Below are 26,546 nucleotides of genomic sequence, written 5' to 3'. Positions count from 1 at the left end.
CGTTATCGCAGCTTGCCGAGCCACAGCGAGGCGAGCGCCGCGCGATTGCGCACGCCGAACTTGGCGTAGATCGACTTGACGTGGAAATGGGTGGTGTTCGGACTTTGCTCGAGCTTCTGCGCGATCTGCTTTTCCGCGTGCCCGTCGAGCAGTGCGAGCAACACCTTCCGCTCGGCAGGCGTCAGGGGCGCGTTGGCGATGAGCAGACCGTGGCTGAGCAATTGTTCTCGGTGGAACCATCTCAAGGCGCGCATGACGAAGCCCAGACGCTGACCGTCCTGCGCCGTAAAGCGGGGTGCCTGCGCATCGCGAAACACGAACAGGCGAATCCGTACGTCGTCATTGAGCGCAATGCGCACGGAAATGCTGTCGGCGAAGCCGACATCCAGATAGTGCCGCCGATAGTGCTCGCCCTCGAACCATGCGGGCGGCAGTGCTTCGAACAGCAGACGGACGCGGAACGGCTCATCGCCCGACATTGAAAGGATCTGAGACAGGTCGACGTCGTTGGACCAGAGCCTATCGTACTGCTTCTGCACGGAAGCCGCCACCGCCGGTATCGGGTCCAGCACCCTGACGAGGCGCGGCCGCCAGCCGAGCAAGGGATCGGCCCCCTTCGGCGAAGGCAATCGCACGACCACACCCCACAGCACATTGCGTGCCGACAACATGGTACGCAGTGCGGACATCAGGTGTGTCAACGCGGCGTCACCGTCGGCGACCGAGAAGTCAGCCAGCTGATCCCAGAGCGCATAGACTTCTTGATTTTGCGGATCGATGGGATCCGTGGAGAGATGCATGTCATTCCCAACGAGTGTGCAGAGTTCTCCGACCTCGGAGGTCGCCGACCTCAGAGGTCCCCGACCTGCGCGGGCATACATAAAGCACCGCGAACCACCTTTCTAGGTAGTTCTCAGACGCATCAAGTGGGGCGATATTCGGCACGGTGACTGGGAAGACGGATTCTCTCAGTGCGGCGACATTGGGGGATCAACGATGCGTACGACGACGGGCGCGTGCCGGCTTAAAAGCCGCGGCGAAGGCCGGACGGAGAGGCGATGGCCTCCCGGCTCATTCATCGTCCTGTCATGCGCTATTCCGGGACTCGCAGCTTCCACCGGCCAAGGTGCCGACGGTGGAGCAATAAAGTGAAGAACACGCCCGTCCGTCGACAGCGCGGCGAACATCTGATGCGATCCGCCCTCCTGAGCGGTACGGCATACGCCCTGATCAGTTGCACGTGCGCGCACGCCCACACGGTCATCAATGTGTCCGATGGCGCGGGCCTGTCGGCGGCGATTGCGCAGGCCGACCGCAATGCCAGCACGAGTTATGTCATCAACTTTCAGAACAACATCACGCTGACTGGCGCAGCGGCCGATACGCTGAACGCCTTCAACACCACCAGCAACGTCACGGTGAATGGCGGCGGCTTCAGGCTGGACGGCGGCGGCGTGCAACGCGGATTTTTTGTCTATGCAGGCACTCTCGCCATCAACAATCTGACGATCCAGAACACCCAGGCGCTCGGCGGCAACGGCGGTCTCGCTGAATCTGGCGCCGGCGGCGGCGGACTCGGCGCTGGCGGTGCGCTGTTCGTGGCCGGCGGTGGCCATGTTACCGTGAGCAATGTCGTTCTTTCCGGCAATAACGCAACCGGCGGCAACGCCGCCGCCGGCGCAGATGGCGTGGCCGGCTCGTCCTCCACCGGCGGCGGTGGCGGCGGTCTCGGCGGCCATGCAGAGTTAGCGGCCGCTGGCGGCGTCGGACGCGGGGAATCATGAGACGCCGAGTTTTTTACGCGACGGTCTCATTTGTCGCGCTTGCATCAGGCGTTTCTGCCGCGCATTCCGCCGATCTTTCGGTTGGTCCGCCGCCGCCGGTCGCTTCCTGGACCGGCCTGTATGTAGGCACGCATCTCGGCAGCGGGTGGGGCTACGATGCCTGGCGCAGCGGCAGCGGCGTGCTCGCGCCTTTCACTCCGTTCTTCGGCGAAGCTTCGAGCGCCGGGACCATCGGGGGCGCCCAGATCGGCTATAACAAACAAATTGGCCGCTGGGTGCTCGGCGTTGAGGCGGATGCGAGCTTTGCGGACCTGCAAGGCATCGCCGAATGCGGCAACACCGTTTGGATCTGCCGCACCCGCACCAATGCTCTCGGCACTGCGACGGCGCGGCTTGGCTTCACGGTCGATGAGTTCCTGCTGTACGGCAAGGGCGGTTTTGGCTGGGCGCGCGAGCAGTTTGCGACGATGCCGTACCCGACCTTCGGAAACGTCAATCAGTTTTACGGCAACGCGACGCGCCTTGGCTGGACCGCCGGCCTTGGGCTCGAATACGCCTTCTCGCGTGAGCTGTCCGCCAGGATCGAGTACGACTATCTCCACTTCGGCGACAAGACCACGACCCTGACGGACCAGTTCGGCAATCAGTCGAACGTCGTGGTGGGGAGCGACGCGCAGCTCGTCAAGCTTGGGCTGAATTACCATCTCGGCGAGGGCATCCCGTCGTTCGGCGCCGGGGCCGGCCCGGTGTTTGCGGCTGCGCCGACCGGCAACCGCAACTGGACCGGTTTCTATGTCGGCGGCCATGGCGGCGGCGGCTGGGGACGCACCGACTGGGAGCGCGCTGACGGCCTGTTCAACGCGTTTGGCGATCTCATGTTTCCCGGCACCGGAGAGACAGGCGGCATGATCTTCGGCGTCCAGGCCGGCTACAACTGGCAGTTCGGCCGCTGGGTGATGGGCATCGAGGGCGAAGCCAGCTGGGCGGACTTCGACAGCAACGCCAAATGCGCAGTGGGCACGGGGCTCCTAGCCTTCAACTGTCATACCCGCATCGACGCGCTGGGCGCGTTGACCGGACGCCTTGGCACGACCTACGGCAATTTGCTCATCTACGGCAAAGCGGGCGCCGCCTGGGCCCACGAGGCGCACGAGGCCGTCACTTCGTTGATTAACCTCCCCGTCTTCCTCCCTCCGGACAATCGTTTCAAGGCCGATGTTACCCGCTGGGGCTACACGGTCGGCACCGGGCTCGAATACGCCTTCTCGCCGGCCTGGTCCGCCAAGGTCGAATACGATTATGCGAATTTCGGCAGCAAGACCTTCACCTTCACGGACCAGTTCGGCAACGCCTCGAACGTGCAGCTGATGCAGGACCTGCACACGGTGAAAATGGGCGTGAACTACAAGCTCGGCACCGATCCGTCGGCCGCGGCCTACGCGTCGGCCGCGCCGTCAGTATCGTACGTCAAGGCGCCGCAGCTGTTCTCCGACTGGACCATCGAGGCGGGCGCGCGCGCCGTCGTGAGCAGTGGCCGCAAGGCCCAGGACTTCGGCGATACCCCGAGCCTGGACGACCTGCAATCGCGTCTCACCTATACGGGCATGACCGCCTACGCGGCTGAGCTCTTCGCACGGCTCGATCATCGCAACGGCATGTTCGCGAAAGGCAATTTCGGGCTCGGCAACTTCGTCGGCGGACAGATGTATGACGAGGATTTTCCGCCGAGCCTGACGCCGTACTCGAACACGGTTCAGCAACAGCGCGACGGCCACCTCCGCTATGGAGGGTTCGATGTGGGATATAATGTCATCAAAGGGCCGGGCGGAGAGCTCGGTCCCTATGTGGGCTATCGCTCATTCTACGAGAGCGGCCCGACGCTCGACTGCGTCCAGATCGGGCTGTACGACGCCTGCGTGCCGGCGATTGCACCGGCCACGTCACTTGCCGGCCTCAGCGAAACTGAAATCTGGCGCGGCGTCGCGGTCGGTTTGAATACGCGCGTCCCGCTCGGCGACCGCTGGAAGCTCGAGATCGATGCCGCCTATCTCCCGTACGTCAATTTCCAGGGGGAGGACAATCATTGGCTCAGGCCCGATATCAACCCGGGTCCGGAACAAGGCCACGGCTGGGGCACGCAGATCGAGGCGATCGTCTCCTACGCGATGACCGATCGCTTGAGCGTCGGCGTAGGCGGCCGTTACATGTATCTCGGAACCAGCAGCGCCTACACGCAAACTGCCGGTGTCCCGGGCATTCAGCCCGAAAAATTCTATACCGAGCGTTGGGGCGGCTTTGTGCAGACCTCGTACCGGTTCGGCGGGGACGCTCGCGCCGAGACGTCGACCTCGCCGTACACCAAGGCGCCGGCAGCGCCGCGGGACTGGACCGGCGTCTATGTCGGCGGACATCTCGGCGGCGGCACGGGCTACAGCGATTTTGCCGACCCGTATCCGTGGTTCGGCTTCGGCGATCGGGTGCGCGCGGGCGGCGCGGTCGCCGGCGCGCAGGTCGGCGTCAACTATCAGCGCGGGCGCGCGGTCTTCGGGCTCGAAGCCGCCGGCTCATGGTCGCAGATCGAGGGCACCTACACCTGTTTCGCGGGCTTCCCCGATCCCGCGGCCGCAGCGATGGACTGCGGCTCGAGGTTGGACCGGCTCGCAACCTTCACGGGCCGCGTCGGTTACGCGGCCGACAGCACGCTCTATTACGTCAAGACCGGCGCGGCGCTGGGTCACACCAACTTCATGCTCAACGCCAACCCCGTGTTCAACACCTTGGGACTCGGCTTCACCGGCGGGATCCTCAACAGCGACACGACCGCCTGGGGCTGGACCGCGGGGGCGGGCATCGAACATGCGCTCGATGCGCACTGGTCGGTGGTTGGCGATTACAAATATATCGACCTCGGCACCACCACGGCTACGTTCGCCAATGCGCCGGCGCCGCTCGCAGCGGTGCAGTCGGAGACGATCAAGCAGCGCTATCACGTGATGACGCTCGGCGTGAACTACAAGTTCGATTGGACTCCGTTCGCGGGACGGACCGCGCTTGCGAATTAAGACCACGTGACGCGCCGCTGAGATCGCGAATGAAGCAGCGGCGATCAACGCGCTTTTGCGTAATGCTTCGATGTCGTCACGGCGCGGGGCAAGCGGCCCCCGTCTTTACGCAGGCCTCGACCCGCGCGCGGCCTGTTCATGCGTGCCCGTCGCGCAGTGCGAGCAATAAACTTCGTTCAGCGGTGTCAGGACCACGAGCAGACCGTGGCTGATCAGTTGTTGACGGTGAAACCATCTCAACCCGCGCTCGCGAACCCAGACGCCGACCGTCCTGCGCCGAGAAGCGGGGTCCCTGCGCATCGCGAAACACGATCAGGCGAATCTTGAAATCGTCATGACCACAACGCGCATGGAAAGCTGTCGGCGAAGCCGACGTCCAAATAGTGCCGCCCCGTCGGCGACTGAGAACTCAGCCAGCTAATCCCGGCGTGCATAGACTTCTTGATCTTGCAGATCGATGTGATCAGTGGAGATGCATGTCATTCCCAAAGTGTGCAGATCGCCGACCTGCGCGGGCATACATAAAGCACAGCGAACCACCTTTCTAGGTGGTTTTCACACGAGGCTCTCGAAAGCTATAAGCGTGGCCCATAACTTAAAAAACAGGTGGGCTTTAATGAAGAAGATCTTGATGGCCTCGGTGGCCTTGCTGACCATGGTTGGCTCATCATCGGCAGCGGACTTGTACGCCAAGGCGCCGGCCCATGCCGCTCCGGTTTTCAACTGGACAGGTTTCTATGTCGGTGTGAACGCCGGATATGGAGGGGGTGAATCGGCGATTATTTCTGAGTCTCCTTTGGGGAGTGGAGTAGTGGCCCTCAAGTCGAACGGATTCCTCGGCGGTGGTCAGTTTGGTTACAACTGGCAGGCCGGCCAGTTCTTGTATGGCCTCGAAGCTGACATTCAGGGCACGGACGTGAAGAGCAGCCTCGGGTTAGGCGCGGTTGCTGGCGGCGATGCCGGCACGACGGTGCATTATTTCGGTACGGTTCGCGGACGCATTGGTTTCCTGCCGTGGGAGCGTTTCGTCGTTTACGCAACGGGCGGCCTCGCCTATGGACAGACAACGACGACCAGCGGTGTTCCACTTGGGACGAATACGAAACTCGGTTGGACCGCCGGCGGTGGCTTCGAATACATGATTGCACAGAATTGGTCTTTGAAGACTGAGTACCTGTATGTTGACCTGGGCAAGGACGCATTCAACCTTGATCAATTTGGCCTTCCCCCTGGCGCCGGCTTCTCCATCAGCGAGAAAACAGACATGCACGTCGTGCGCGCTGGTGTGAACTATCACTTCTAAGCAAACGAAAGCTTTCAGAACGAAGCTTTCAAAGGTTGGCTTAAAATTAGACGGAAGAGGGGCTCCAGCAACGGGGCCCCTCAGTTATTTTCTACAATGCGTTGGTTGACATCCGTTGCATTTCTCGGCGTCGGTCGGATGAAACCTCGGTTAGTTCGTTGTGGTTCTCATCGCGTACGGCCCCATCCTCACTCCGCGAAATGAGCATAGCCGGCGAGGGCTTCGCCCTCAACCAAGCGGACCGCGGTGCAGGTCCCGGAAAAGCCGATCCCGACCTCGTGGCCGCCGAACACGAACTGTCACCGTAATTGCGCTGCCTGATATCGACATCATCCGGTGAATCGGATGCCTTGCGGGTCGGTATCTCGGTTCGAGGAGACGTAGTCGATCTCGCCACGCGTAATCCCGATATCCATTAGCTCCCGATCACTTAGGTTGCAAAGATCGCGTCGCAGCCGCTCCCATTTCCGCCATCCTTGAAGCGCGCCCCAAAAATTCTTGAAGGCGCTGGAATCGCGTCGCTGCGATATGGTAGTCTGAGCTAAGCCCGTTATATGGTAAATCGTGCTCATGCAGCATCCCTGGGTGAGTTGTTTCTACTCCGCCAAGGTGCCAGGACCCCCGGCTAGCACGCTTAACGTGCCGCTTACATTTTCCTTACGGGCAGCTTATTTTTTGTGTTCCAGATTGCTGGGGCCCCGATGCCCGGAGACCGCCTAAGGGATTGGCAGGTTGCGCTATCTGTTCGAGGAGTACGCATTCGACACCGACCGGCGCGAGCTGCATCGCGGGCCAGACGTCGTTTCCGTCGCGCCCCAGGTATTTGACCTGATCGATTACCTGATCCGCAACAGGGAACGAGTTGTCAGCAAGGACGACCTCGTCAAAGCCATTTGGGATGGGCGTAGCGTATCGGACGCGGCGCTGACAACCCGCCTGAATGCCGCCCGGACTGCAATAGGCGATTCCGGCGAGGAACAGCGCTTTATCAAAACACTACCGCGCAAGGGCTTCCGTTTCGTCGGAGCAGTCCGGGAAGCGCAGGAATTGGCAGGCGCAGCAATTGCCGACAATCAAGCAGAACTTCAAAAACCCGACCTTGCGTTCCCCGACAAACCCTCCATCGCCGTGCTGCCGTTTGAGAACATGAGCGGCGATCCCGAGCAGGAATACTTTGCCGAGGGCATGGTGGAAGAAATCATCACGGCGCTATCGCGGTTTAAGTCTCTGTTCGTTATCGCACGTCACTCGAGTTTCACCTTCAAGGCCAAAGCCTTCGATATCAAGGAAGTCGGGCGCAGGCTCGGCGTGCGCTATATCCTCAAGGGATCTGTGCGGAAGGCGTCGGGGAAAGTTCGAATCACAGGGCAGTTGATTGATGCGGTGACAGGTGCGCATCTATGGGCGGACAGGTTTGAGCGTGACCTGACCGACGTTTTCGCTCTTCAAGACGAAGTTAGCATCGCCGTCGTCTCGGCTATTCAGCCAAAGATGCTTCAAACAGAAATTGAAGTGGCGACACGGCGGCGACCAGAGAACCTCACTGCCTATGACTTTTTTCTCCGATCCATGCAACAGTATTACCTGACGACCCGCGAAAGTTTGACCGAGGCGATCAGGCTGGCTCATCGCGCTTTGGAGCTAGACCCGAGGTTCGGCTCTGCAGCGGCTCTGGCGGGTGACTGTCATGCGAGCAACGTTGCTTTAGGCTACGCCAACGATCCCCAGTTCGACTGCGAGGAAGCGGTTCGGCTCGCTCGCTTGGCATTGTGTCTCGATGATGGTGATCCCGACACGTTGTCAAGGATTGCTGTAATCTCGGCGGGCATGGTCGGTGATAGTGAAGCCGACATCGAAATGGCTGACCGGGCGGTCGCGCTCAACCCAAATTCCTGGCGCACTTGGAACAACAGAGGCTGGGTCTACGTAATGGCGGGGCTGCCGGAGGAAGCGATCCGAAGCTTTGAACGTGCCATTCGCATGAGCCCGGTAGACCCGCTGCTACACATGACGTTTCTTGGCATTGCGCATGCCCTTATGGGGCTTCACCGCTTTGACGAGGCAATCGGCGCATTGAAGAAAGCCCTTCGTCAGAATCCCTCCTTTATGCCAGCTTGCCGCGGCCTCGCTTCCGCCTTCGCCCATCTCGGGCGCGACGCTGAAGCGCACGCGGCGGCGACGCATGTGCTGGAGATCGATCCCGCCTTTACAATATCGGCGCATATTGCCCGGGTCCCCAGAAGCTCAAAGCTGTTCATTGAGGGTCTTCGAAAAGCGGGGTTGCCCGAATAAGCTTCCCGCGCTGAGCGGACGATGTGATCGAAATGACCGCTTCTGGGGCCCTTAGCCGACTCGCTAAAGCGAGCCGATCATGTCCGCTCCCAAACCGTGAGGAGATGGCAATGATGCGGGATCGTCGGGGTCTACAAGCCCTGATCTGCGGGGTAAATCGATCGGAATGGCAGCTGGCGGGCGCAGAACCCGGGCCCCGCCGGGCTTTCCCTTCCGGCCCATATGGCCTATGACGCTGCAACGCAACAATCCCCCCAAAAAGACCTCATGATCCGCCTCGACAACGTCAGCAAGCAAGCCGGCCACCAGATCCTGTTCATCGAAGCTTCCGCCGCCCTCAACAAGGGCGAGAAGATCGGCCTCGTCGGCCCGAACGGCGCCGGCAAGACCACACTGTTCCGGATGATCGCCGGTGAGGAACTGCCCGATGAAGGGCAGGTCTCCACCGATCGCGGCATCACCATCGGTTATTTCAACCAGGACGTCGGCGAGATGTCCGGACGCAGCGCCGTGGCCGAGGTCATGGATGGCGCGGGTCCCGTGAGCGAAGTTGCAGCCGAGCTGCGCGAACTCGAGATGGCGATGGCCGATCCGGACAAGGCCGACGCGATGGACGAGATCATCGCGCGCTATGGCGAGGTGCAGCATCGTTTCGAGGAGCTCGACGGCTATGCGCTGGACGGGAGGGCGCGCGAGGCGCTGTCCGGTCTCGGCTTCAGCCAGGAGATGATGGACGGCGACGTCGGTAAGCTCTCCGGCGGCTGGAAGATGCGCGTGGCGCTGGCGCGCATCCTGCTGATGCGTCCCGACGTCATGCTGCTCGACGAGCCGAGCAACCATCTCGATCTCGAAAGCCTGATCTGGCTGGAAAAATTCCTGCACGACTACGAAGGCACGCTGTTGATGACTTCGCATGACCGCGAGTTCATCAACCGCGTGATTTCGAAAGTGGTCGAGATCGATTCCGGCTCGCTCACGACCTATGCCGGCGATTACGAATTCTACGAGCAGCAGCGCGCGCTGAACGAGAAGCAGCAGCAGGCGCAGTTCGAACGCCAGCAGGCCATGCTCGCCAAGGAGATCAAGTTCATCGAGCGCTTCAAGGCGCGCGCCTCTCATGCAGCGCAGGTGCAGAGCCGGGTCAAGAAGCTCGACAAGATCGAGCGGGTCGAGCCGCCGCGCCGCCGTCAGAGCGTTGCGTTCGATTTTCCACCGGCGCCGCGCTCGGGCGAGGACGTCGTTGCCCTGAAGAAGGTGTTCAAGGGCTACGGCAGCAAACGGATCTATGACGGCCTCGACTTCATGATCCGCCGCCGCGAGCGCTGGTGCGTGATGGGTGTGAACGGCGCCGGCAAATCGACGCTGCTCAAGCTCATCGCCGGTGCGAGCGAGCCGGACGAGGGCACGGTGGCGGTCGGCGGCAGCGTCAAGATGGGCTATTTCGCCCAGCACGCCATGGATCTGCTCGACGGCGAGCAGACGGTGTTTCAGTCACTCGAATACGCGTTTCCGACCGCGGGGCAGGGCTCCCTGCGCGCGCTCGCAGGCTGCTTCGGCTTCTCCGGCGACGATGTCGAGAAGCGCTGCCGCGTGCTCTCGGGCGGCGAGAAGGCGCGCCTCGTGATGGCCAAGATGCTGTTCGACCCGCCGAACTTCCTGGTGCTGGACGAGCCGACCAACCATCTCGACCTCGCCACCAAGGAGATGCTGATTACGGCGCTGGCGGATTTCGAGGGCACCATGCTGTTCGTGTCCCACGACCGGCATTTTCTCAGCGTCCTGTCGAACCGCGTGCTGGAGCTGACGCCGGAGGGCATCCACCAGTTTGGCGGCGGCTACACCGAATACGTCGCGCGCACGGGGCAGGAAGCGCCGGGGTTGCGGTCGTAGTTGCGGCCGGTAGCCCGGATGGAGCGACTGCGCAATCCGGGATTCGTGCCACGGGGACATTCGTGCGATGCGGTTGGTCTGTCCCGGATTGCGCTTCGCTCCATCCAGGCTACGAGTGCAAGTTGATGAATCCGTAGCCCGGATGGAGCGCGGCGCAATCCGGGATCAGTCTCTCGGTTCACCGAAGCTACCGCCAATTTCTCCGGCTCCTCCCCAATCAGGAGGCAGCAGGCCAGCGCGGACGTAGCGGTGGAGCGAGGAACACGGCCAGTCGATCGGCGACGCGACGAGCCGGTGCTTGACGGGATTGAAGTGGATGTAGTCGGCGCAGCGCTCGAAATCGGACTCGTCGCGAATGGTGTGCTCCCAAAAACGTCGCTGCCACAAGGCGAATTCGCCGCGATGGTTGCGGGAGATCGGTACACCGGAAGCAGCCAATTGATGTGTGAAGTGGCTCTTGATGCGTCGCCATCGGCCGGGGAAGTCCGCGTCCGCGTTTGGCAGCGTCAAGATCGCGTGCAGATGATCGGGCAGAATCACAATGGCATCGATCTCGAACGGCCTTTCGTCGCGCGCAACGCGAAATGCGACGCGGAGCTTGTCCACATGATCGACCAACGCGGATGATCTTCTATCTTCCAGCGTCACGGTGAAGAAGAAGGTCCCGCCAGGAAGAAGATTGCGCCGATAGCGAACCATGCAGGCTTTCCCGGATTGCGCTCCGCTTCATCCGGGCTACAACCAAATCGAGAGAGTTGCAATGAACTCGCTCGCTTGCACGTTTCAGGTGCTCTCGCTACGCTCACCTAAAAACAGGAGCGAACCAACCATGAAGCAGCTGCGGATCGGCGACATCACCATCGATGCGGTGATCGAGCGGGAAGGGCCTTGGCGGCGGCCGCAGGATTTCTTTCCGGCCTATGACGAGGGCGTATTCAAGCGCCACCTGCCGACGATGGAGCCGGAGGTGTTCGACGCTTCGCGCGGCATGATCGTGATCACCTATCAGACGTTTGTGGTGCGCACGCCCCGCTACACCATCCTGGTCGACACCTGCACCGGCGAGGACAAGGGCCATCCGCCGCCGTTCGACTTTCCCGGCAAGGAGCGCTGGCGCAACGAATTGTTCGCGCTCGGCATCGGCTTCGAGCAGATCGACTATGTCTTCTGCACGCATCTGCACATCGATCACACCGGCTGGAATACGTCCTTGCGCGATGGCCGCTGGGTGCCGACGTTTCCGAATGCGAAATACGTCTTCCACAAGGGCGAATACGCGGCCTGGGAGGCCGAGCACGCCAAGGGCAGCAACCCGCCCGGCACCGTATTTCGCGACAATTGCCTGCCGATCCTCGAGGCGGGGCAGGCGCTCTTGGTGGATGACGATTACGCGCTCGACGACACCGTCACGCTGACGCCGACGCCGGGCCATTCGCCCTGCCATTGCTGCGTCAACATTTTTTCGAAGGGCCAGCGCGCGGTGGTCACGGGTGATCTCATGCATCACCAGATCCAGTGCCGCGAGCCGGACTGGTCGGCCAAGCCGGATTGGGATGCCAGGCAATCGGCAGTGTCGCGGCGAAAGTTCTTCGCCTCCGTTGCGGACACCGACACGCTGATCCTGCCGATCCATTTTCCGGCGCCGACGGTCGGGCTGATCAAACCGCTGGATGGGGCGTTCGACTACCGCTTCAGGCGGGACTAAGGCAGCTTCGTCGCCGCGCGCAAGGAGTTAGGCCGACACCTTCAAACTAAAGACGCCGGCCGCGGCATACGATCTGGCGATCAAGGCGCACCACATTTGCGAGCTCGCCGGAATCGTTCGCCGATTTCGGCGAGCGACGACTCAGGAGGAAAGAAACGCCGCAAAGCGTCTCCTTTCTCCACACGACGCGGCAGATGAAAATTCCGGAATGGCCGTCGAACGACAGCACAAATTCGTTGGCAAATATGTAGTACGGCGTGGAGATGCAGGCGCCCAAGGCGTTGATATCGCGCACCAGGCATGGATGAGTCCCACGAATTTCACCAAACGACAGCCGCGCCGCCCGGTTGATCGCTATGCGCTTCATTGCACGACGTTCGATCATGGCGAGATGCTCCAAATGAGAAGATAACTTCCAATCGGACGATCGCAGCGATTGCGATCGCACTTTACGAAGTCAGTTTCCCGGTCCCGCCGACGTCCGGAAAACGGCAATGCCTGCACGTTGATCTGCGCGGTTTGCGCTAACAAGCAGTGTTGTTGTCTTATTAAAATTGATCGGAGTTAGTGGTTAATTCGGATGTGCGACGCCGATCGCCGCAAGCGGACGTTCGTGCCTTCGAAACGAGAGGCCGGCTTCACCACCGATAGCGAATAAGTGGCGCCTTGCTCCGGAAATGCACAATGAGCAATCTACGGCAACACATGCGCGGATGCCCGGGACGGCCCGGGCATGACGAAGTTGCAGCGCGTCTGTGAAGAAGGGGCGAACCAGCAGCGATCAGGCGCCGACCTCGCACTTCTTCATGAAGCTGTTCTTGGCGGCGCCGGCGAGCGGCTTGCCGTCCGCGCTGACCGCCTTCGGCGCACAGGCGTCTTCCTTGCACTTCTTCATGAACGAGGTTTTGGCGGCGCCGGCGAGAGCCTTGCCGTCCTTGCCGACGGCCTTGCTTGCGCAGGTGTCGTCCGCGAAGGCCGATCCGGCCGCGAAGGTGGCGACGATCGCAGCGAGAAAAATCCGCTTCATCATGGGTGTCTCCCTAGTCCAAACAATGGCGCCAAGATTGGAGCCCGGAATCATGGCGCAATCAAGCAGGATCGGCGCAGGCCACGATCGTCATCGCGGATTGTTGTCCGCCGGGAGCCTCATACGCCGCGCGCCAGCAGCGCCTTGAAGTCGGCCCGGGCACGCTGCGCCTCGGTTCGCGCGACTTCAGAGGCGTCGCCGAGGCTGAAATAGCCATGGATCAGGCCGGGGCCTTCGTGATGCCTGACCGGCACGCCGGCGGCCTCCAGCGCCCGCGCATAGGCCGCGCCTTCGTCGCGCAGCGGATCGAACCAGGCGGTGGTCACGATCGCGGGCGCGACGCCCGCGAGCGAGGCCGCGCGCAACGGGGAGACCCGCCAGTCGGCGGCGTGATCGGGATCGGCGAGATAATGGCCGCAAAACCATTCCATCACCGCGCGTGAGAGGAAGTAGCCTTCGGCATTCTCGGTGCGTGACGGGAAGCGCGCATTCTCGTGCGCATCGGCGTAGCTGCCGGCCACGTCGGTCACGGGATAGACTAGCAATTGTGCGGCGAGCTTGATGCCGGCGTCGCGGCAGGCGATCGCGGTGGTCGCTGCAAGATTGCCGCCGGCGCTGTCGCCGGCAACCCCAAGCCGTTTCGCATCGCCGCCAAATTCCGCGACGCGGTTGAAGATGTCGCGGGTCGCGGCAAAGGCGTCCTCGAAGGCGCCGGGAAAGGGCGTCTCCGGCGGGCGCCGATAGTCGACGGAGACGACGACGGCCCCGGTCTCGATCGCGAGGTTGCGCGCCTGCCGGTCATGGGTTTCGAGATCGCCTGCGACCCAGCCGCCGCCGTGGAAGAATACCACGGTCGGTGCCGGACCGGCGCCGATCCTGTAGACCCGCGCATCGAGCGGGCCGGCGCCGCCTTTGACCTTGATGTCCTGCACACTATCGACGGGCGGCGGCGGTATGGCGGCGCGTGAGGCAGCGAGTGCGCGCAAGGATTCGCGGGCACTCTGTGGCGTCATGACCGTGGGATCGCGCAGCGGCAGCAGCGGGATGATCTGGGCGATGACGGGATCGAGCGGTGCAGTCATGGCGGGTCCTCGCGGAGTTCTTGGCAGGGTTCTTAGTCTTGCTTGCGCGTTAGCATAGATTTTGCGAGCCGCATCGGCAACCGGGCGGTCGGTCGCAACGTCGCCGGATGGGAAGTCGCAAGGGGGATTTGGAACGTGGAATTCGAAACGCTGGTTCAGTCGCGCCGCAGCGTGCGTGGTTTCAGGAACGAGCCGGTGCCGCGCGCCGTGGTCGAGGCGATCATCGAGAGCGCCAAGCGCGCGCCGTCGTCGATGAACACCCAGCCCTGGCATGTCCATGTACTCACAGGCAACCCGCTCGAAGAAGTGCGCCGCCGCAACATGGAGGAGATGGTTGGCGGCGCCAAGGTGAAGCGTGACATCATCAGTCATGGTGAGTACCAGGGCGTTCACCGCACCCGGCAGGTCGACGTTGCCAAGAAGCTGTTCGGCGCGATGGGGATCGCGCGCGACGACAAGCCGATGCGGAAGGACTGGGTGCTGCGCGGCTTCCGCCAGTTCGACGCGCCGGTCTCGCTGGTGCTGACCTATGACCGCGTGCTCGACCCCGGCGCGGTCTGCCATTTCGATCTTGGCGCGCTCTGCTACGGCATCGTGCTCGCAGCCTGGGACCGCGGTCTCGGTTCGGTCATCAACGGGCAGGGCATCATGCGCTCCGACATCGTGCGCGAGGTCGCGAAAATTCCGGAGGACGAGGTCATCATGACCTGCGTTGCGATGGGGTATCCCGACGACAGCTTTGCCGCCAACGCCGTTCGCTCCGATCGAGAGGGCAACGACGATTTCGTGCGCTATGTCGGCTTCGCCGATTAGCACGACGACCGACTGACGCAGCGGGCCGACTGACGCGGCGAGCCGACTGACGCGGCGGGGAGGAGATTATTCTCTCGCCGAAATTTTGATGCGGAGCCGTTAGTGGCCTCTTGCAATCTCGATCGCGCGGGAGGAACAATATGCGGACTGAAAGGTTTGTTGCTGGCGCGAGGGAATTGACATGCGGCGGCTGGCTAGCCTGGTTCGACGGTTCTTCGGCCCGCGGTTGCGGCGCCCGATCGATGATGATCCAAGTCTTCCTTTCACAGCCGAAGAGCTCAGCAGGCTCATCCGTAGCGGTAGACGCGAGGACATGAAGCTGCTGGCGGAAGGGCTGGCCTGCCGGTCCATTCCGCACCGCGCCAAATACCGGGCCACGCACTAGGTCCGCGCTCCGGACGGGTTTGACGCGCTTACCGCGTGAGCGCGACATGTTTGAACGAGGCGACCAGAGCCTTCTCCAGCTTTCCATTCATTCCACAGAGAATGTTATAGGCCTGTGGCCGCGGCATCGTCGGCCTGTAGTGCCGGTGCTCGATCAGGGCCGCGAAGATGTCCGAGATCGTCAGGATGCGCACGATATCGCCGACGTTCTCGGCGCAGAGCGCATCCGGGTAGCCGCTGCCGTCGAGATATTCGTGATGATGCCGCACGGCATCGAGGATCTCCGGCGAGATATTGTCGTGGCCTTTCAGAAAATCGTAGCCCGCCACCGGGTGAGTCTCGATCACGGCACGTTCCTCCGGATCGAGACAGCCGGGCTTGTCGAGGATGGCAAGCGGGATCTGGGCCTTGCCGATATCGTGGAACATGGCCGCCGTATACAGGCGCTCCAGATCGGGCCTGCCGACGCCGAGGCTCAGGCCGAAGTCGATGACGATGCCGGTGACGAGCAGGCAATGCTGATAGGTCCCCTCGTGATGACGCCGCACCGTCGTGAGCCATTCCGACAGGCCATGCTGGGCGATGCGATCGGCGATCTGGCGGCCCGCTTCCCTGGCACCGTCAACGTCGATCGGCTGGCCCGAGGTCACCGAGGTGAACATCGAAGCGATGGCGGTCGCCGCAGTCTCGATGGCGTTGTCGGATTGCGCGGTCTCGCTTGAGGAGGCAAGCGCGGGATCGGCCGGATCGGACAGCGCCGCGAGCAATGTGCCCCGGTTGACCGGCCCGGGAAGGATGAGTGTCGCGCCGAGTGCGTAGGCTTGCGAGATGCCGACGTGAGAGGTGTGATCGAGCAGGAAGATGCGCTTCGTCGCCTTCGCCAGCTTGCCGGCCCGCTTCTTGATGGCTGCAATGTTGTCGACGTCGCGCAACTCCGCGCGGATGACGATGGCGAACGGCACCTGTGACAGCTTGGCACCGGCGTCGAGCCGTTCGCCCGCAACGGTGAATTTCTCTTCGACGATCGAGCACAAGCCTGACAGCTTGTCAGACGTGTCGGCCAGCACATGAACGAGTGGGCGGGCCACTTCTCGCTCTCGAATGCCGGCGTCACGCTTGACGGGGCTTGGTGAGGTTCGCGCGTTCTGCACGGTTCGACCTGGACTTTGCTGGAGTTCAATTCGTGGGAGGGATTTCCTGGCTTACTTGCCGTGAACCGAGTTTTGCGTTGCCGCCCGCTGTCCGCTTGCCGGTTTCTTCTTGCTGTCTGCGGTGACGAAATGCACGCCGGCCGTGGTGCCGTCGATCCAGATCAGTTCGCAGCGCCGGTAGGCGAGCCCCGTCGATGACAGCAGCAGGAAGAATTCCTTGGCCTGGAGCACGTCGAGCGTGCCCTCGACCTCGATCTTGGCTCCGCTCTGCGATATGTCGAGCAGAACGCAACTGCGTCGCCACATGCCGTCCGAGCCCATCAGATTGACTGCCTGCTTGTGATCCATTTTCACGCGCAGCGCTTTACGACCGTCGAACTTCATCGGCTAACCCCCATTTTTGCGCCGCGATTTCGGATCGCTTGTGTTGGCGCTTGCCGCTATTTCCCCCCATCGCACTGTCCATTGGCTGGTGGACAGAAGCAGCGTCTCGAAGATCCGTTGTGCGCGTTCGCGCTCGGCATAGGAGAGCCTTGTCCCGCTGCGGTTGCTCAGGATGGCAAGCGTGGTCTGCCAGTTCAGCCGCGAAGCCCGGCAGGCCATGATCAGGCCCTCGCAATCGTTGTCGCTCATGACATGCTCGACGATTTCGAGCGGCGCCCCTGAAAGCACCGACAGCGCCGTGAACAGGTTGGCTGTCTCGCCGCGGATCGCAAAACGGTTCACCGCGGAGTCGTTGAGCTTGCCGATGCGGTTGAGCGCGACGATCTCCGGCCTCGCGCTTGCATAGTCGGACGAGCAAAGCCGCTTTGGCGGAGCCGGCTCTGCTTCCTGCGCGGGCGGCGTGGAGGATGGGTTGGGCGTGGCCGGTGCCTTCCGGCCTGCTGGGGCGGAGAGCAGCTTCCGCACGACGTGGTCGGGTGTGCCGGGCCGGAGCACCAGCGCCTTCGCTATCTCGCCGTCGTGGCTTGCCTTGGCAATCAGCGCCGCATAGGCTGCGTCGGAGAATTTGGTGCCCGGGTTCTTGATCAGGGCAAGGCAGATCGGGCCGCCATGCTTGACCAGCGCCTCAGTCACGGCCGGCTCGATGTTGCTGCGAGCCGCAATCGCGCGTCGATGCCGCTCGCCACAGGAATCAATGACAGCCTCGAGGTCGGCTGCGGAGAGTGCCTGAGATTTAAGCAACACAGGACACGCCACGTCCGGATCGTCGTACAAGGCGAGACGCCGCAATGTTTCGGGAGGCGCCACGTCAAGCTCGGCGAGCGTCATGCTGAGCTGAACCAGTGCACTGGCCTCGACCCGTTCCGTCAATCGGAGCAAAACACCATCGATCACGTTGGCGAGCAATTCCCGGCACCTGTCGCGGCTGCCAATGAGCAACTGCACCATGCCCGAGAGAATGCGTGCGCAACGGTCCGGCGGGCACGTTGCGACCGCCTCTTCCAATTCAACGAGAATATCAGCAGGCAAATTTGCCATCATGGCAGGGGCCTGACTCAAATTAATTTTGACTATCGAACGGCGCCTATTCCGCCTGACAGACGTTAATTTAAAATTTGGATTTTGATTGTCCGGGTATTGCTGCACCGCTGGAGGCGCGGGAAACGCTATCGAAATTCGGCGAGATTCGATGCGTCGACTTGTCCTTGGACTGCGACGCTCGCCAACTGGTCAGTACAGGTTAAGTGATTCTTTCAGTCTCAGGGACGGTGAAACGGGGAAATCGGGCCGGCATCGTCACCGGAGGCGCATTCGTTGCGACGCGAAGTTTTACATTGCATGAACAGAAGTGATGATGCCGGGGCTGGCGCCAAAGGTATTTCGTTTCTCCGACGTCGATGAATTTCGAAATGCCATACGAGGCCTGAATTTCGAGTTCACGCCTTTCGTACGGAGGATTTCGGCCGAGCAGACCATTCTGTCGCTGCCCGGCTGCGACGTGAATTTGACGCGGGCGTTTCCGCGGGTGGTCGATGCACAGCTCGTCGAGAATTGCACCGCGATCGGATTCACGATGGACGACCTCGACGTGCCGGTTCGTTTCAACGGCACGCAGCGCGCACGACCCGTCATCGTCATCGGCAGCGGCGGCGCGGCTTACACCACCATCGAGGAGGTGCAGCGGCAAATCGCCTCGGTGGTGTTCAGGCCGCAGGTGACCGATCGCGGCTGGCCACAAGCAGCCCTCAGCTTCAAGATTTTCGAAACAACCGCTGCGGGCTTGAACCGGCTCCGCGGTGTGGTTCGGGAGGTGTTGGCCGCGGCGTCGGAGCCGGTCGACGCACCAGACGTGCCGCTGAAGGCGGCGGCCATGAAGGAGACCCTGCTGGGCGCTGTCGACGAAATTTTCCAAGCCATCGTTCCCGCGCGATGGACCCTGCGCCCCAATGACGAGCGGAACTTCAAGATCTTTCAGGATATCCGCGCGCTTTTCTCCGACGACCTCTCGCAGCCGATCTACAGCGAGGAGATCGCGCGCAAGCTCGGCCTCTCCGTCCGCACCATGCACGACGTCGTCCGCCGCTATCGCGGCATGAGCCTGCACCGTTACTTACGCCTGCGGCGGCTGTGGCTGGTGCGCCAGCGGCTGCTCGCCGGTGCCGACAGCGTCAAGGCCGTCGCGCTGGCGTTCGGCTTCTGGCATCTCAGCGACTTCTCCGGAAGCTATCGCGACCAGTTCGGTGAGACGCCGTCGCAAACGCTCGAGCGCGGAAGGCGAGCTTAGCGCGTCAAAACGTTGAGACCGGCTTTCTGACTCGTGCTAGACTGCGGCCATGAGCAATCGCATCCTCGTGCTTTACGGTTCCTACCGTTCTGACCGCATGGGCATCCGCCTTGCGAATTTCGTCATCGATCGCCTGCGCGCTCGCGGCGAGGAGGCCGAGTTCATCGACGCCAAGGCGATCGGCCTGCCGATGCTCGACCGCATGTACAAGGAATATCCCAAGGGCTCGGCACCCGAGGCGCTCGAGAAGCTGGCGGGGCAGATCCGCGGCGCCGACGGTTTTGTCTTCATCACCGGCGAATATAATTGGGGCATTCAGCCCGGCCTGAAGAACCTCACCGATCACTTCCTCGAAGAGTGGTTCTGGCGTCCGGCCGCGATCGCGAGCTATTCGGCAGGCCGCCTGTCCGGCGCGCGCGCCTCGACCGCCTGGCACGGCACGCTATCGGAGATGGGCATGGTCGTGGTGTCGAGCACCATCGGCGTCGGTCCGATCGCGCAGACGCTGTCGGCCGAGAGCGAGCCGATCGGCGAGGGCGGCAAGGCGCTGGAACGGTCGTTCCCGCGCTTTGCCGACGATCTCCTGTGGTGGATCGAGGCGGCCAAGGCGCAGCGGGCGCGGAAAGCGCCGCCTTATTGAGGTCGCCAGGTAAGTCCCGCCTATGGTCGGTTGCTGTCAGCGCTTTGCTGCGTTAAGCGTTTCGACGCAATGGAACCAGCCATCCGTAAAAATTCGGCGTTTTTGCCGCGACTCGAGTCCATGCGCGGTTATGCCGCCATATCGGTGCTCGCGTTTCACGCCTGCATGCTTTCGTGGGACATGATCGCCGGCGGGATGGCGCCCGTGGTCGTTTTCTTCGTGCTCAGCGGTTTTCTTCTCGCGCGATCGCTGGATCGCGATCCTGATGCCGTGACATTCGTACGCCACCGGATGTTCAGGCTGCTTCCGGCTGCGATAGCGACCGTATTTCTGCTGACGGTGCTGTATCAGGGCTTCGACTTCTATGTGGGCTTCAGGCCTTCCTTTGACCCACTCAACGTCATCCTGAACGCGCTTCTCATCAAGAGCGACATCAACGGCGTCATGTGGTCCCTCACCGTGGAGTGCGTGGCCGTCCCGGTCATCCTGATTTCGCATGCTCTGCTGAGGCGCCACGGGACAACGCCGGTCTGGATACTTGTCGCCGTTCTCGCCGCAATATCGTCCTGGGGCCCCTATGTTCACCTGTTGGGCGGGTTCACCAACCTTGGGCCGCTCTACGCCTTCATCGCGGGCCTGCTCGTGCAGGCGGGAGGCACGACGCTGACGGATGCCCTGCGACCATCGCGGCTGACGACTGTCGCCGCCGCCGCCTTTGTCGTATTGGTCATTGTCGCTGTTCGGAAGCAGACCGCCATCACGATCGCGTTCGAAACGGTCTGCGCCTCCGTGCTCGTTTGCCTTGCAGCCTTCGGCCCGATGAAGGCTGCCGCTCTGCGGCCGTTCGATGTCGAAATCGCCCGGTTCTACGGGCGAATATCGTATAGTTTCTATCTCCTCCACATGATCGGACTTGGGATCGCGACCCATCTGCTACCGCTCGATCAGCCGCCGGTCATTCGGGCAGCCATCCTGTTCCTGGCCGGATTGTTGATCACGACGCCGGCGGCCTGGCTGATGTGGCGCTTCATCGAAGTGCCCTTCATCAATCTGGGACGCAAACGGATGGCGATGAGACCCGCCTGACGTCGTCGGCTGCCCCTTACGCCGCCCTGACCTCGCCGAGGAAGCGGTCGAACTGTCCGGCCAAGTCGCGCGACTGCGTCGAGAGCTGCTCGGCGGCGCCGAGCACCTCCCTGGCGGCCGCACCGGTATCGTCGGCGGCACGCTGTACGCCGGTGATGTTGGTGTTGACCTCTTGGGTGCCGCGGGCGGCTTCCTGGACGCTGCGCGAAATCTCCTTGGTGGCCGAGCCCTGTTCCTCGATCGCGGCGGCAATCGCGGTGCCGATCTGGTCGATCTCGCCAATGACATCGGCGACGTTGCGGATCGCGGCTACGGTCTCGTCGCTGGCGGACTGGATCGCGGTGATCTGCTCGGAGATTTCGGTGGTGGCCTTGGCGGTCTGGCCGGCCAGCGACTTCACTTCGGAGGCGACGACGGCAAAGCCGCGGCCGGCGTCACCGGCGCGGGCCGCCTCGATGGTCGCGTTCAGCGCCAGCAGGTTGGTCTGCTCGGCGATGCTCTGGATCAGTGTGACCACGTCGCCGATCTTCTGGGCGCCCTCGGCGAGCGCACGCGCGGTATCGCCGGTTCGGCGGGCGTTGTCGACGGCGCGGGCCGCGATCTCGGTGGACTGGGCCACCTGACGGCCGATCTCCGCGATCGAGGAGGTCAGCTCTTCGGTGGCGCTCGCGACCGTCTGCACGTTGGTCGAGGTCTGCTGCGAGGCGGCGGCGACGACCGCGGCCTGGCTGTTGGTCTGGGCCGCCGTCGAGGTCATCGACTGCGCCGTGCTTTCCATCGTAGACGACGCGCGGGACAGGCCGCCGACCAGTTCGGTGATCTTGGCTTCGAACGCGCGGGTAAGCCCGTCCAGCGCCTGGGCGCGGCGCATCTTGCCGTCGTTCTCGGCCTGCTTCTCGGCCGCGAGCCGGTCGGCGCGGATCATGTTGTCCTTGAAGACCTGGACGGCCGCGGCCATCGCCCCGATCTCGTCGGAGCGCGCGGCACCGGGGATGTCGTCCACGACGTCGCCGTCGGCAAGCCGCGACATCCGGCTCGTCAGGCCGACAATCGGGGCGCAGACGCGGCGGCGAACCATCACGATGAGGCCGGCGCTGGCGATCAGCACGGCGAGGAGGCCGACCAGTGCGATCGTGAAGCTGGTGCGCGCGGCGGAGGAGGCACCGGCGAGGATATATTCGGCATTGTCGTAGAAGGCGTCGCGGACCTCGATGATGGTGCCGAGGCCGCGCTGCGTGGCGGCGTAATAGGTGTCGACGTCGTGTTCGTACTTGCCGCTGATCGCACCGTCCTTCACCAGCTTGAGCTCGCGGCCGAACTCCTCGATATAGATCGAGTTGAACTTCTCCAGTGCGGCGGCGACGTTGGCCGGAGTTGCGGGATTACCGCGCAACTCCAGCAGCGACATCACGATCTGATCGTTGCGGCCCTGCGAGCGGCCGATATCGACCTTCTCGGTGTCGGTCGCCGGTTTCTTGCCGCCGACGAGATTCTTGTGCAGACTGGAGTTGAAGCCGCCCACATCGCGCAATGTCATCGCGATGTTGGCGTAGCTGGCCTGCCGGTAGGCATCGCCGTTGAGGATCGCCATGCGGCGGACCTGCTCGTTGAGCAGTGCGGTGACGCCGGCGTTGAGTACAGCGTTGTCGGCGACGACCTTCTTGGCCGCGTCCTTGCGCGCCTCCGGCGGTCCCGCCATGGCCTTGTCGATGGCCTCGCGCAGCGACGTGAATTTCGAATTGATGCCGTCGATGCTGCTGCCGATGGTGTTGCCGTCGTCGAACGGGCCGGGCAGCTCCTTGCGCAGCGCATTCATCTTGTCGCGGGCGCCATCGGTGTGCTTGCGCAGCTTGTCATGCTCGGCAAGCTGCGCCGGATCGTAGGTCGCGGGACCGTAAAGGATGTTGGTGGCAAAGCCGCGCTCGGGGTTGAGATAGCGCGGGATGTCGCTGGCGGCGCGGACGATCGCCAGCCGCCCTTGCGCCTCGGCGATCCTGTCCATGGTCTGGTATTTCGTCACGGCGACGTAGACGGCGAGGCCGCCGCCCACGGTCGAGAGCGAGACGATGGCGGTGGTCAGGAGCGTACCGATTTTCATGATCTGTCCGGCAATGGCGCGGGGAGTATTATTTGCACGGACAATAGGCAGGCGGTGTTAATCCCGGGTTTACGCTGTGGGCCACGGGCGGCCGCATTTACTTGGCCTGTCGGTCAAGGGCGGCGAGGATATCGAGCGTCGCCTGGTCAGGCTCGCCTGCGAAAAATCGGGCGAGCGCCTGTTCGAAGACTGGCTCGCCGGCCACCGCGCCGAACAGCGTCATCGACGAGCGGAATTTGGCGTCATCGGGCGCGCCGAGGATCGCGTTGATGGTCCGCCCCTTCACGGCGAGCATGAGCGTGGTGCATTCAGTGAGACGCGGGCCGAGCACGGGGTGGGCGAGGTAGGCTCCGGCCTCCGCCCGCGAGCCGATGGCATAGCGCTGCGACATGGCGCTGAAACCGAGGCCCGAGACTTGCGGGAAAACGAACCACATCCAGTGGCTCTGCTTCCGGCCCCGGGTCAGCTCCCCCTGAACGTCGCGATAGACCGGGTCCTGGGCCCGGACAAAGCGTTCCAGATCGAAAGGATCGGTCATCGGATACCCTGGGATGCCTCGCCGGCCGCGATTATGCCTAACTTTTGGCTCCCAATGTGGTAGCTGGTATAGAGTCTCCGGGTGGGGGTGGGTCCCCCGGGGGTCGATTTTGGGGATCTGATGGTTTCCGACGCCGCACGAGCCGAGAGGCTATTGTCGCGCCGCCGTATCGGGCGAGCCGAGACAATATTGCTGTCTTTGGCCGGCCTCGCGCTGGCGCTGGGCGCTGCCGCCTGGGTCGCGGACATGGGCGCTTCGAATTTGGGCGGTTTGAATGTGGGCGCTTCGAACTTGGGCAGTTCGAGCTTGGGCAGTTCGAGCTTGGGCGATTCGGCCCCGCTGGTCACCGCCGCACTGCCCCCGGCCAACAGTCCTTCGTTTGACGACCGCTTCGCTTCGCTGTCGGGCAGCCCGCCCGCCCGTGACCTCGGCCTGCGGACGCTGGAGCGCTCCGCCCTGAACGCGGTCCAGCTCAAGCTGCGCGATGCCAAGGCGATGCTTGCCCAAAGACTCCAGGGCGACGACTGGCGCTCGATCTTGACCGATGACGACCGGCACGTGGTTGACGAGACGAGGCCGTCGCAGCGCGCCGACGCCATCCCGGTGCCGCGCTCGCGGCCGGCCCAGGCGGACTTCGCTTCCCAGATCGCCTCAAGTCAAGCCTATGCCGACACCACCCCTAGGGTCGACAATCGCAACTTCTTCGAGAAATTCACCGACAAGATCAAGCTGGCCTCGCTGACGCCCGACAGCGGTCTGTTCGGCAAGGCGCCGGATCTCGCCGCCCTCGGCTACGATTCGCGGACGGCGGTCTATGACATCTCGGCCAAGGCGCTTTACCTGCCGAGCGGTATCGCGCTGGAAGCGCATTCGGGCATGGGCGCGCTGATGGACGACCCTGAGCATGTCGACCAGCGCATGGTTGGCGCGACCCCGCCGGCGACCTACGATCTGAAGCCGCGCGAAAAACCGTTCCACGGCGTTCGGGCGTTGCGCCTGACGCCCGCTGAGGGCACCAGCGCACTCGGCCGCGTCGGCCTGCTCACCCACAATTACATGCTCGGGCCACGCGGCGATTCCAATGGCTGCGTCTCGATCAAGGACTACGAGCGTTTCCTGAAGGCCTATGACAACGGCGAGTTCAACCGCCTGGTCGTCGTGCCGAGCCTGCGCGGATCGGCGACCGCCTCGCAGCGCGCGAGCACCGATTCCTGACATTCGCCTGGCACGGCGGGGCTGCCGTTTCCCCTTCGTTAAGCCGTCCTCGCCCAGAAGCAGCCCATGAGCGATCCCCAGAGTTCCGAGACCCCGCTGCGTACGACGTTCAAGATCAAGCTGAACGGCGACACGTTGGCGATTGCGACCGTCGGCCAAGCCTATCAATTCCTCACCAATTTCAAATCGGTCGAGTGGATGGAATTCCGCTCGCTACACGAGGACGCTGTCCAAGCGCTGGAGGGCGCCGCCGACAACGCCATGCTCGTGGTGCAGGCGACCAACGCCGTGCGCGCGCTGTTCGTCAGCGCGAAGCTGCTCTAAGGGCCGCGCGGCGGCCTTCCTCTCACAGCTTGAACTCAGCTATAGGAACAGGCAAACGGTCGGCGAAGGCCGTGGCCCAAGCCAACACGTTTGAAGCTTACTTCCAGGGAGAGAACCCATCATGAAACGCCGTACATTCCTCAAGGGCGGCGCGGTGGCCGGCGCGACGACGCTGGTTGCTGCACCTGCGATCGCGCAAGGCATGCCCGAGATCAAATGGCGCCTGACGTCGAGCTTTCCGAAATCGCTCGACACCATCTACGGCACGGCGCAGACCTTTGCGAAATACGTTGCGGAAGCGACCGACAACAAGTTTCAGATCCAGACTTTTGGCGCCGGCGAGATCGTGCCCGGCCTGCAGGCGCTTGATGCCGTCGGCGTCGCGTCCGTGGAGATGGCGCAGACGCCGCTCTATTTCTACATCGGCAAGGAGCCGGCGCTGGCCTATGCCACCGGCGCGCCGTTCGGCATGAACCATCGCCATCAGGAGTCATGGTGGCATTTCGGCGGCGGTGCCGAGCTCACCAACGAGGCGCTGAAGCCGTTCAAGGCGCACGCCATCCTCTGCGGCAATTCCGGCACGCAGATGGGCGGCTGGTTCCGCAAGGAGATCAAGACGGTCGACGATCTCAAGGGCCTCAAATTCCGTATCGCCGGCATGGGCGGCCACGTGCTCGCGCGGCTCGGCGTGGTGCCGCAGCAGATCGCTGGCGGCGACGTCTATCCTGCGCTTGAGAAGGGGACGATTGACGCCGCGGAGTTCGTCGGTCCCTATGACGACGAGAAGCTCGGCTTCCAGAAGGTCGCAAAATACTACTACTTCCCGGGCTGGTGGGAGGGCGGCGCCATGCTGCACATGGTCGTCAACGACGAGAAGTGGGCCGCGCTGCCGAAGCAATACCAGGCGATCGTCAACCAGGCCGCGTCCGCGGCCGGCGCCTGGATGCTCGAGAAATACGACAGCGTGAATCCGGCGGCGCTGAAGCGGTTGATCGCGAACGGCGCGGAGCTGAAGGCGTTCCCGCAGCCCGTGCTGGAGGCCTGCTACAACGCGACCCAGGAGCATCTGAACGAACTCGCGGCCAAGAGCGAGCTGTTCAAGCGGACCAAGGACAGCCACGACGCCTATATGAAGGAGCTGCTGTTCTACACGCAGATCGCGGAAAACTTCTACGACAACTATCTGCTCGGCAAGATGCGCAACAAGACCTGATCGCAAGAGGGTGGGCGCGGCGAACTACGCTGCGCCTGCCGTCGTAGCCCGGATGGAGCGCAGCGCAATCCGGGATCTCGCACGTCAACGGCACCGTCCCGGATTGCGCTGCGAGACTGGGCAATTATTTGTTTTGTCGCCGGCTTACGCGGTCGTGTCGGAATGTTTGACGGATTTAGGCTCGGAGTGGCGCTGGGGCGGCCCGTAGCCG

At 62.9% G+C, this 26,546-nt stretch carries 23 protein-coding genes and 1 pseudogene; 13 read left to right on the top strand and 11 right to left on the bottom strand.

Annotated features, from left to right (window positions below):
* Nucleotides 1–2: 2 nt before the first annotated feature.
* Nucleotides 3–800: a helix-turn-helix transcriptional regulator gene (locus IVA80_RS21375; RefSeq protein ID WP_247434783.1), complete on the bottom strand. Its 798-nt coding sequence runs from the start codon at nt 798–800 to the stop codon at nt 3–5.
* 348 nt (nt 801–1,148) lie between these two features.
* On the opposite strand from IVA80_RS21375, the gene IVA80_RS21370 reads away from it, so the two are divergent.
* The 3 genes from IVA80_RS21370 (at nt 1,149) to IVA80_RS21360 (ending at nt 6,149) form a co-directional block, all read left to right on the top strand.
* Nucleotides 1,149–1,784 carry a pectate lyase-like adhesive domain-containing protein gene (locus IVA80_RS21370; RefSeq protein WP_247434780.1) on the top strand — a complete coding sequence of 212 codons (636 nt, stop codon included), beginning with the start codon at nt 1,149–1,151 and terminating at the stop codon, nt 1,782–1,784.
* Nucleotides 1,781–4,846 (top strand): outer membrane beta-barrel protein, encoded by a 3,066-nt coding sequence (locus tag IVA80_RS21365; protein ID WP_247434776.1) that lies wholly within the window; start codon nt 1,781–1,783, stop codon nt 4,844–4,846. The genes IVA80_RS21370 and IVA80_RS21365 overlap by 4 nt, the downstream gene beginning before the upstream one ends.
* 616 nt (nt 4,847–5,462) lie before the next feature.
* Nucleotides 5,463–6,149: an outer membrane protein gene (locus tag IVA80_RS21360; protein WP_247434773.1), complete on the top strand. Its 687-nt coding sequence runs from the start codon at nt 5,463–5,465 to the stop codon at nt 6,147–6,149.
* A 329-nt stretch (nt 6,150–6,478) separates the two neighbouring features.
* Here IVA80_RS21360 and IVA80_RS21355 read toward each other — a convergent pair whose 3' ends face one another.
* Complete coding sequence (locus tag IVA80_RS21355; protein WP_247434770.1) at nt 6,479–6,721, bottom strand: DUF1127 domain-containing protein; 243 nt, start codon at nt 6,719–6,721, stop codon at nt 6,479–6,481.
* A 160-nt stretch (nt 6,722–6,881) separates the two neighbouring features.
* Between IVA80_RS21355 and IVA80_RS21350 the strand changes: the two genes are divergently transcribed.
* Entirely contained in the window at nt 6,882–8,441 is a 1,560-nt protein-coding gene (locus IVA80_RS21350) for a winged helix-turn-helix domain-containing tetratricopeptide repeat protein (protein ID WP_247434767.1), read from the top strand.
* A 267-nt stretch (nt 8,442–8,708) separates the two neighbouring features.
* On the top strand, nt 8,709–10,331 hold the full coding sequence (locus IVA80_RS21345) for an ABC-F family ATP-binding cassette domain-containing protein (RefSeq protein WP_247434764.1): 1,623 nt from the start codon (nt 8,709–8,711) through the stop codon (nt 10,329–10,331).
* A gap of 165 nt (nt 10,332–10,496) precedes the next feature.
* Here the strand turns inward: IVA80_RS21345 and IVA80_RS21340 are convergent, their stop codons facing one another.
* On the bottom strand, nt 10,497–11,030 hold the full coding sequence (locus IVA80_RS21340; RefSeq protein WP_247434762.1) for a transposase: 534 nt from the start codon (nt 11,028–11,030) through the stop codon (nt 10,497–10,499).
* 130 nt (nt 11,031–11,160) lie between these two features.
* Between IVA80_RS21340 and IVA80_RS21335 the strand changes: the two genes are divergently transcribed.
* Nucleotides 11,161–12,036 (top strand): MBL fold metallo-hydrolase, encoded by an 876-nt coding sequence (locus IVA80_RS21335; RefSeq protein WP_247434759.1) that lies wholly within the window; start codon nt 11,161–11,163, stop codon nt 12,034–12,036.
* 46 nt (nt 12,037–12,082) lie between these two features.
* Here the strand turns inward: IVA80_RS21335 and IVA80_RS21330 are convergent, their stop codons facing one another.
* From IVA80_RS21330 to IVA80_RS21320, 3 genes are all read right to left on the bottom strand, one after another.
* Nucleotides 12,083–12,421 (bottom strand): PilZ domain-containing protein, encoded by a 339-nt coding sequence (locus tag IVA80_RS21330; protein WP_247434756.1) that lies wholly within the window; start codon nt 12,419–12,421, stop codon nt 12,083–12,085.
* Between the two features lie 396 nt (nt 12,422–12,817).
* Entirely contained in the window at nt 12,818–13,066 is a 249-nt protein-coding gene (locus IVA80_RS21325) for a hypothetical protein (RefSeq protein ID WP_247434753.1), read from the bottom strand.
* Between the two features lie 116 nt (nt 13,067–13,182).
* A complete protein-coding gene (locus IVA80_RS21320; RefSeq protein ID WP_247434750.1) occupies nt 13,183–14,145 on the bottom strand; it encodes an alpha/beta hydrolase in 963 nt (320 codons plus the stop codon).
* 135 nt (nt 14,146–14,280) lie between these two features.
* Between IVA80_RS21320 and IVA80_RS21315 the strand changes: the two genes are divergently transcribed.
* Nucleotides 14,281–14,958: a nitroreductase gene (locus IVA80_RS21315; protein ID WP_247434747.1), complete on the top strand. Its 678-nt coding sequence runs from the start codon at nt 14,281–14,283 to the stop codon at nt 14,956–14,958.
* A 413-nt stretch (nt 14,959–15,371) separates the two neighbouring features.
* On the opposite strand, the gene IVA80_RS21310 is transcribed toward IVA80_RS21315, so the two are convergent.
* The 3 genes and pseudogenes from IVA80_RS21310 to IVA80_RS21300 form a co-directional block, all read right to left on the bottom strand.
* On the bottom strand, nt 15,372–16,493 hold the full coding sequence (locus IVA80_RS21310; protein ID WP_247434744.1) for an HD domain-containing phosphohydrolase: 1,122 nt from the start codon (nt 16,491–16,493) through the stop codon (nt 15,372–15,374).
* 51 nt (nt 16,494–16,544) lie between these two features.
* Nucleotides 16,545–16,877 carry a PilZ domain-containing protein gene (locus IVA80_RS21305; RefSeq protein WP_247434741.1) on the bottom strand — a complete coding sequence of 111 codons (333 nt, stop codon included), beginning with the start codon at nt 16,875–16,877 and terminating at the stop codon, nt 16,545–16,547.
* A pseudogene (locus IVA80_RS21300) lies at nt 16,874–17,978 on the bottom strand (DUF2336 domain-containing protein). Before IVA80_RS21300 ends, IVA80_RS21305 begins: the two are co-directional and overlap by 4 nt.
* A 532-nt stretch (nt 17,979–18,510) precedes the next feature.
* On the opposite strand from IVA80_RS21300, the gene IVA80_RS21295 reads away from it, so the two are divergent.
* The 3 genes from IVA80_RS21295 (at nt 18,511) to IVA80_RS21285 (ending at nt 20,947) form a co-directional block, all read left to right on the top strand.
* Complete coding sequence (locus IVA80_RS21295; RefSeq protein ID WP_247434738.1) at nt 18,511–19,221, top strand: AraC family transcriptional regulator; 711 nt, start codon at nt 18,511–18,513, stop codon at nt 19,219–19,221.
* A gap of 49 nt (nt 19,222–19,270) precedes the next feature.
* Complete coding sequence (locus IVA80_RS21290) at nt 19,271–19,861, top strand: NAD(P)H-dependent oxidoreductase (protein ID WP_247434735.1); 591 nt, start codon at nt 19,271–19,273, stop codon at nt 19,859–19,861.
* 120 nt (nt 19,862–19,981) lie between these two features.
* Nucleotides 19,982–20,947, top strand: coding sequence for an acyltransferase (locus IVA80_RS21285; protein ID WP_247434732.1), 966 nt, complete (start codon nt 19,982–19,984; stop codon nt 20,945–20,947).
* Between the two features lie 16 nt (nt 20,948–20,963).
* On the opposite strand, the gene IVA80_RS21280 is transcribed toward IVA80_RS21285, so the two are convergent.
* Both IVA80_RS21280 and IVA80_RS21275 read right to left on the bottom strand, forming a co-directional pair.
* Nucleotides 20,964–23,045 (bottom strand): methyl-accepting chemotaxis protein, encoded by a 2,082-nt coding sequence (locus IVA80_RS21280; RefSeq protein WP_247434729.1) that lies wholly within the window; start codon nt 23,043–23,045, stop codon nt 20,964–20,966.
* Between the two features lie 97 nt (nt 23,046–23,142).
* On the bottom strand, nt 23,143–23,583 hold the full coding sequence (locus IVA80_RS21275; protein ID WP_247434726.1) for a DUF1810 domain-containing protein: 441 nt from the start codon (nt 23,581–23,583) through the stop codon (nt 23,143–23,145).
* A 189-nt stretch (nt 23,584–23,772) separates the two neighbouring features.
* Here IVA80_RS21275 and IVA80_RS21270 point away from each other — a divergent pair, with 189 nt between their 5' ends.
* From IVA80_RS21270 to IVA80_RS21260, 3 genes are all read left to right on the top strand, one after another.
* Nucleotides 23,773–24,798, top strand: coding sequence for a DUF2778 domain-containing protein (locus IVA80_RS21270; protein WP_247434722.1), 1,026 nt, complete (start codon nt 23,773–23,775; stop codon nt 24,796–24,798).
* 66 nt (nt 24,799–24,864) lie between these two features.
* A complete protein-coding gene (locus IVA80_RS21265) occupies nt 24,865–25,122 on the top strand; it encodes a hypothetical protein (protein ID WP_247434719.1) in 258 nt (85 codons plus the stop codon).
* Nucleotides 25,123–25,243: 121 nt separating this feature from the next.
* Nucleotides 25,244–26,335 (top strand): substrate-binding domain-containing protein, encoded by a 1,092-nt coding sequence (locus IVA80_RS21260; RefSeq protein WP_247434716.1) that lies wholly within the window; start codon nt 25,244–25,246, stop codon nt 26,333–26,335.
* Nucleotides 26,336–26,546: the final 211 nt, after the last annotated feature.

It is taken from the genome of Bradyrhizobium sp. 139 (genome assembly GCF_023074175.1).
Lineage (GTDB): Bacteria > Pseudomonadota > Alphaproteobacteria > Rhizobiales > Xanthobacteraceae > Bradyrhizobium.
The sequence above is the reverse complement of the archived record's forward strand: the minus strand, read 5'-3'. Positions and strand labels throughout refer to the sequence as shown.

Coding starts and splice junctions, on each gene's coding strand:
- IVA80_RS21375 (WP_247434783.1), bottom strand. CDS start 800: ATGCATCTCTCCACGGATCCCATCGATCCGCAAAATCAAGAAGTCTAT.
- IVA80_RS21365 (WP_247434776.1), top strand. CDS start 1,781: ATGAGACGCCGAGTTTTTTACGCGACGGTCTCATTTGTCGCGCTTGCA.
- IVA80_RS21360 (WP_247434773.1), top strand. CDS start 5,463: ATGAAGAAGATCTTGATGGCCTCGGTGGCCTTGCTGACCATGGTTGGC.
- IVA80_RS21355 (WP_247434770.1), bottom strand. CDS start 6,721: ATGAGCACGATTTACCATATAACGGGCTTAGCTCAGACTACCATATCG.
- IVA80_RS21345 (WP_247434764.1), top strand. CDS start 8,709: ATGATCCGCCTCGACAACGTCAGCAAGCAAGCCGGCCACCAGATCCTG.
- IVA80_RS21340 (WP_247434762.1), bottom strand. CDS start 11,030: ATGGTTCGCTATCGGCGCAATCTTCTTCCTGGCGGGACCTTCTTCTTC.
- IVA80_RS21335 (WP_247434759.1), top strand. CDS start 11,161: ATGAAGCAGCTGCGGATCGGCGACATCACCATCGATGCGGTGATCGAG.
- IVA80_RS21330 (WP_247434756.1), bottom strand. CDS start 12,421: ATGATCGAACGTCGTGCAATGAAGCGCATAGCGATCAACCGGGCGGCG.
- IVA80_RS21325 (WP_247434753.1), bottom strand. CDS start 13,066: ATGATGAAGCGGATTTTTCTCGCTGCGATCGTCGCCACCTTCGCGGCC.
- IVA80_RS21320 (WP_247434750.1), bottom strand. CDS start 14,145: ATGACTGCACCGCTCGATCCCGTCATCGCCCAGATCATCCCGCTGCTG.
- IVA80_RS21305 (WP_247434741.1), bottom strand. CDS start 16,877: ATGAAGTTCGACGGTCGTAAAGCGCTGCGCGTGAAAATGGATCACAAG.
- IVA80_RS21295 (WP_247434738.1), top strand. CDS start 18,511: ATGGACGACCTCGACGTGCCGGTTCGTTTCAACGGCACGCAGCGCGCA.
- IVA80_RS21290 (WP_247434735.1), top strand. CDS start 19,271: ATGAGCAATCGCATCCTCGTGCTTTACGGTTCCTACCGTTCTGACCGC.
- IVA80_RS21285 (WP_247434732.1), top strand. CDS start 19,982: ATGCGCGGTTATGCCGCCATATCGGTGCTCGCGTTTCACGCCTGCATG.
- IVA80_RS21280 (WP_247434729.1), bottom strand. CDS start 23,045: ATGAAAATCGGTACGCTCCTGACCACCGCCATCGTCTCGCTCTCGACC.
- IVA80_RS21275 (WP_247434726.1), bottom strand. CDS start 23,583: ATGACCGATCCTTTCGATCTGGAACGCTTTGTCCGGGCCCAGGACCCG.
- IVA80_RS21265 (WP_247434719.1), top strand. CDS start 24,865: ATGAGCGATCCCCAGAGTTCCGAGACCCCGCTGCGTACGACGTTCAAG.
- IVA80_RS21260 (WP_247434716.1), top strand. CDS start 25,244: ATGAAACGCCGTACATTCCTCAAGGGCGGCGCGGTGGCCGGCGCGACG.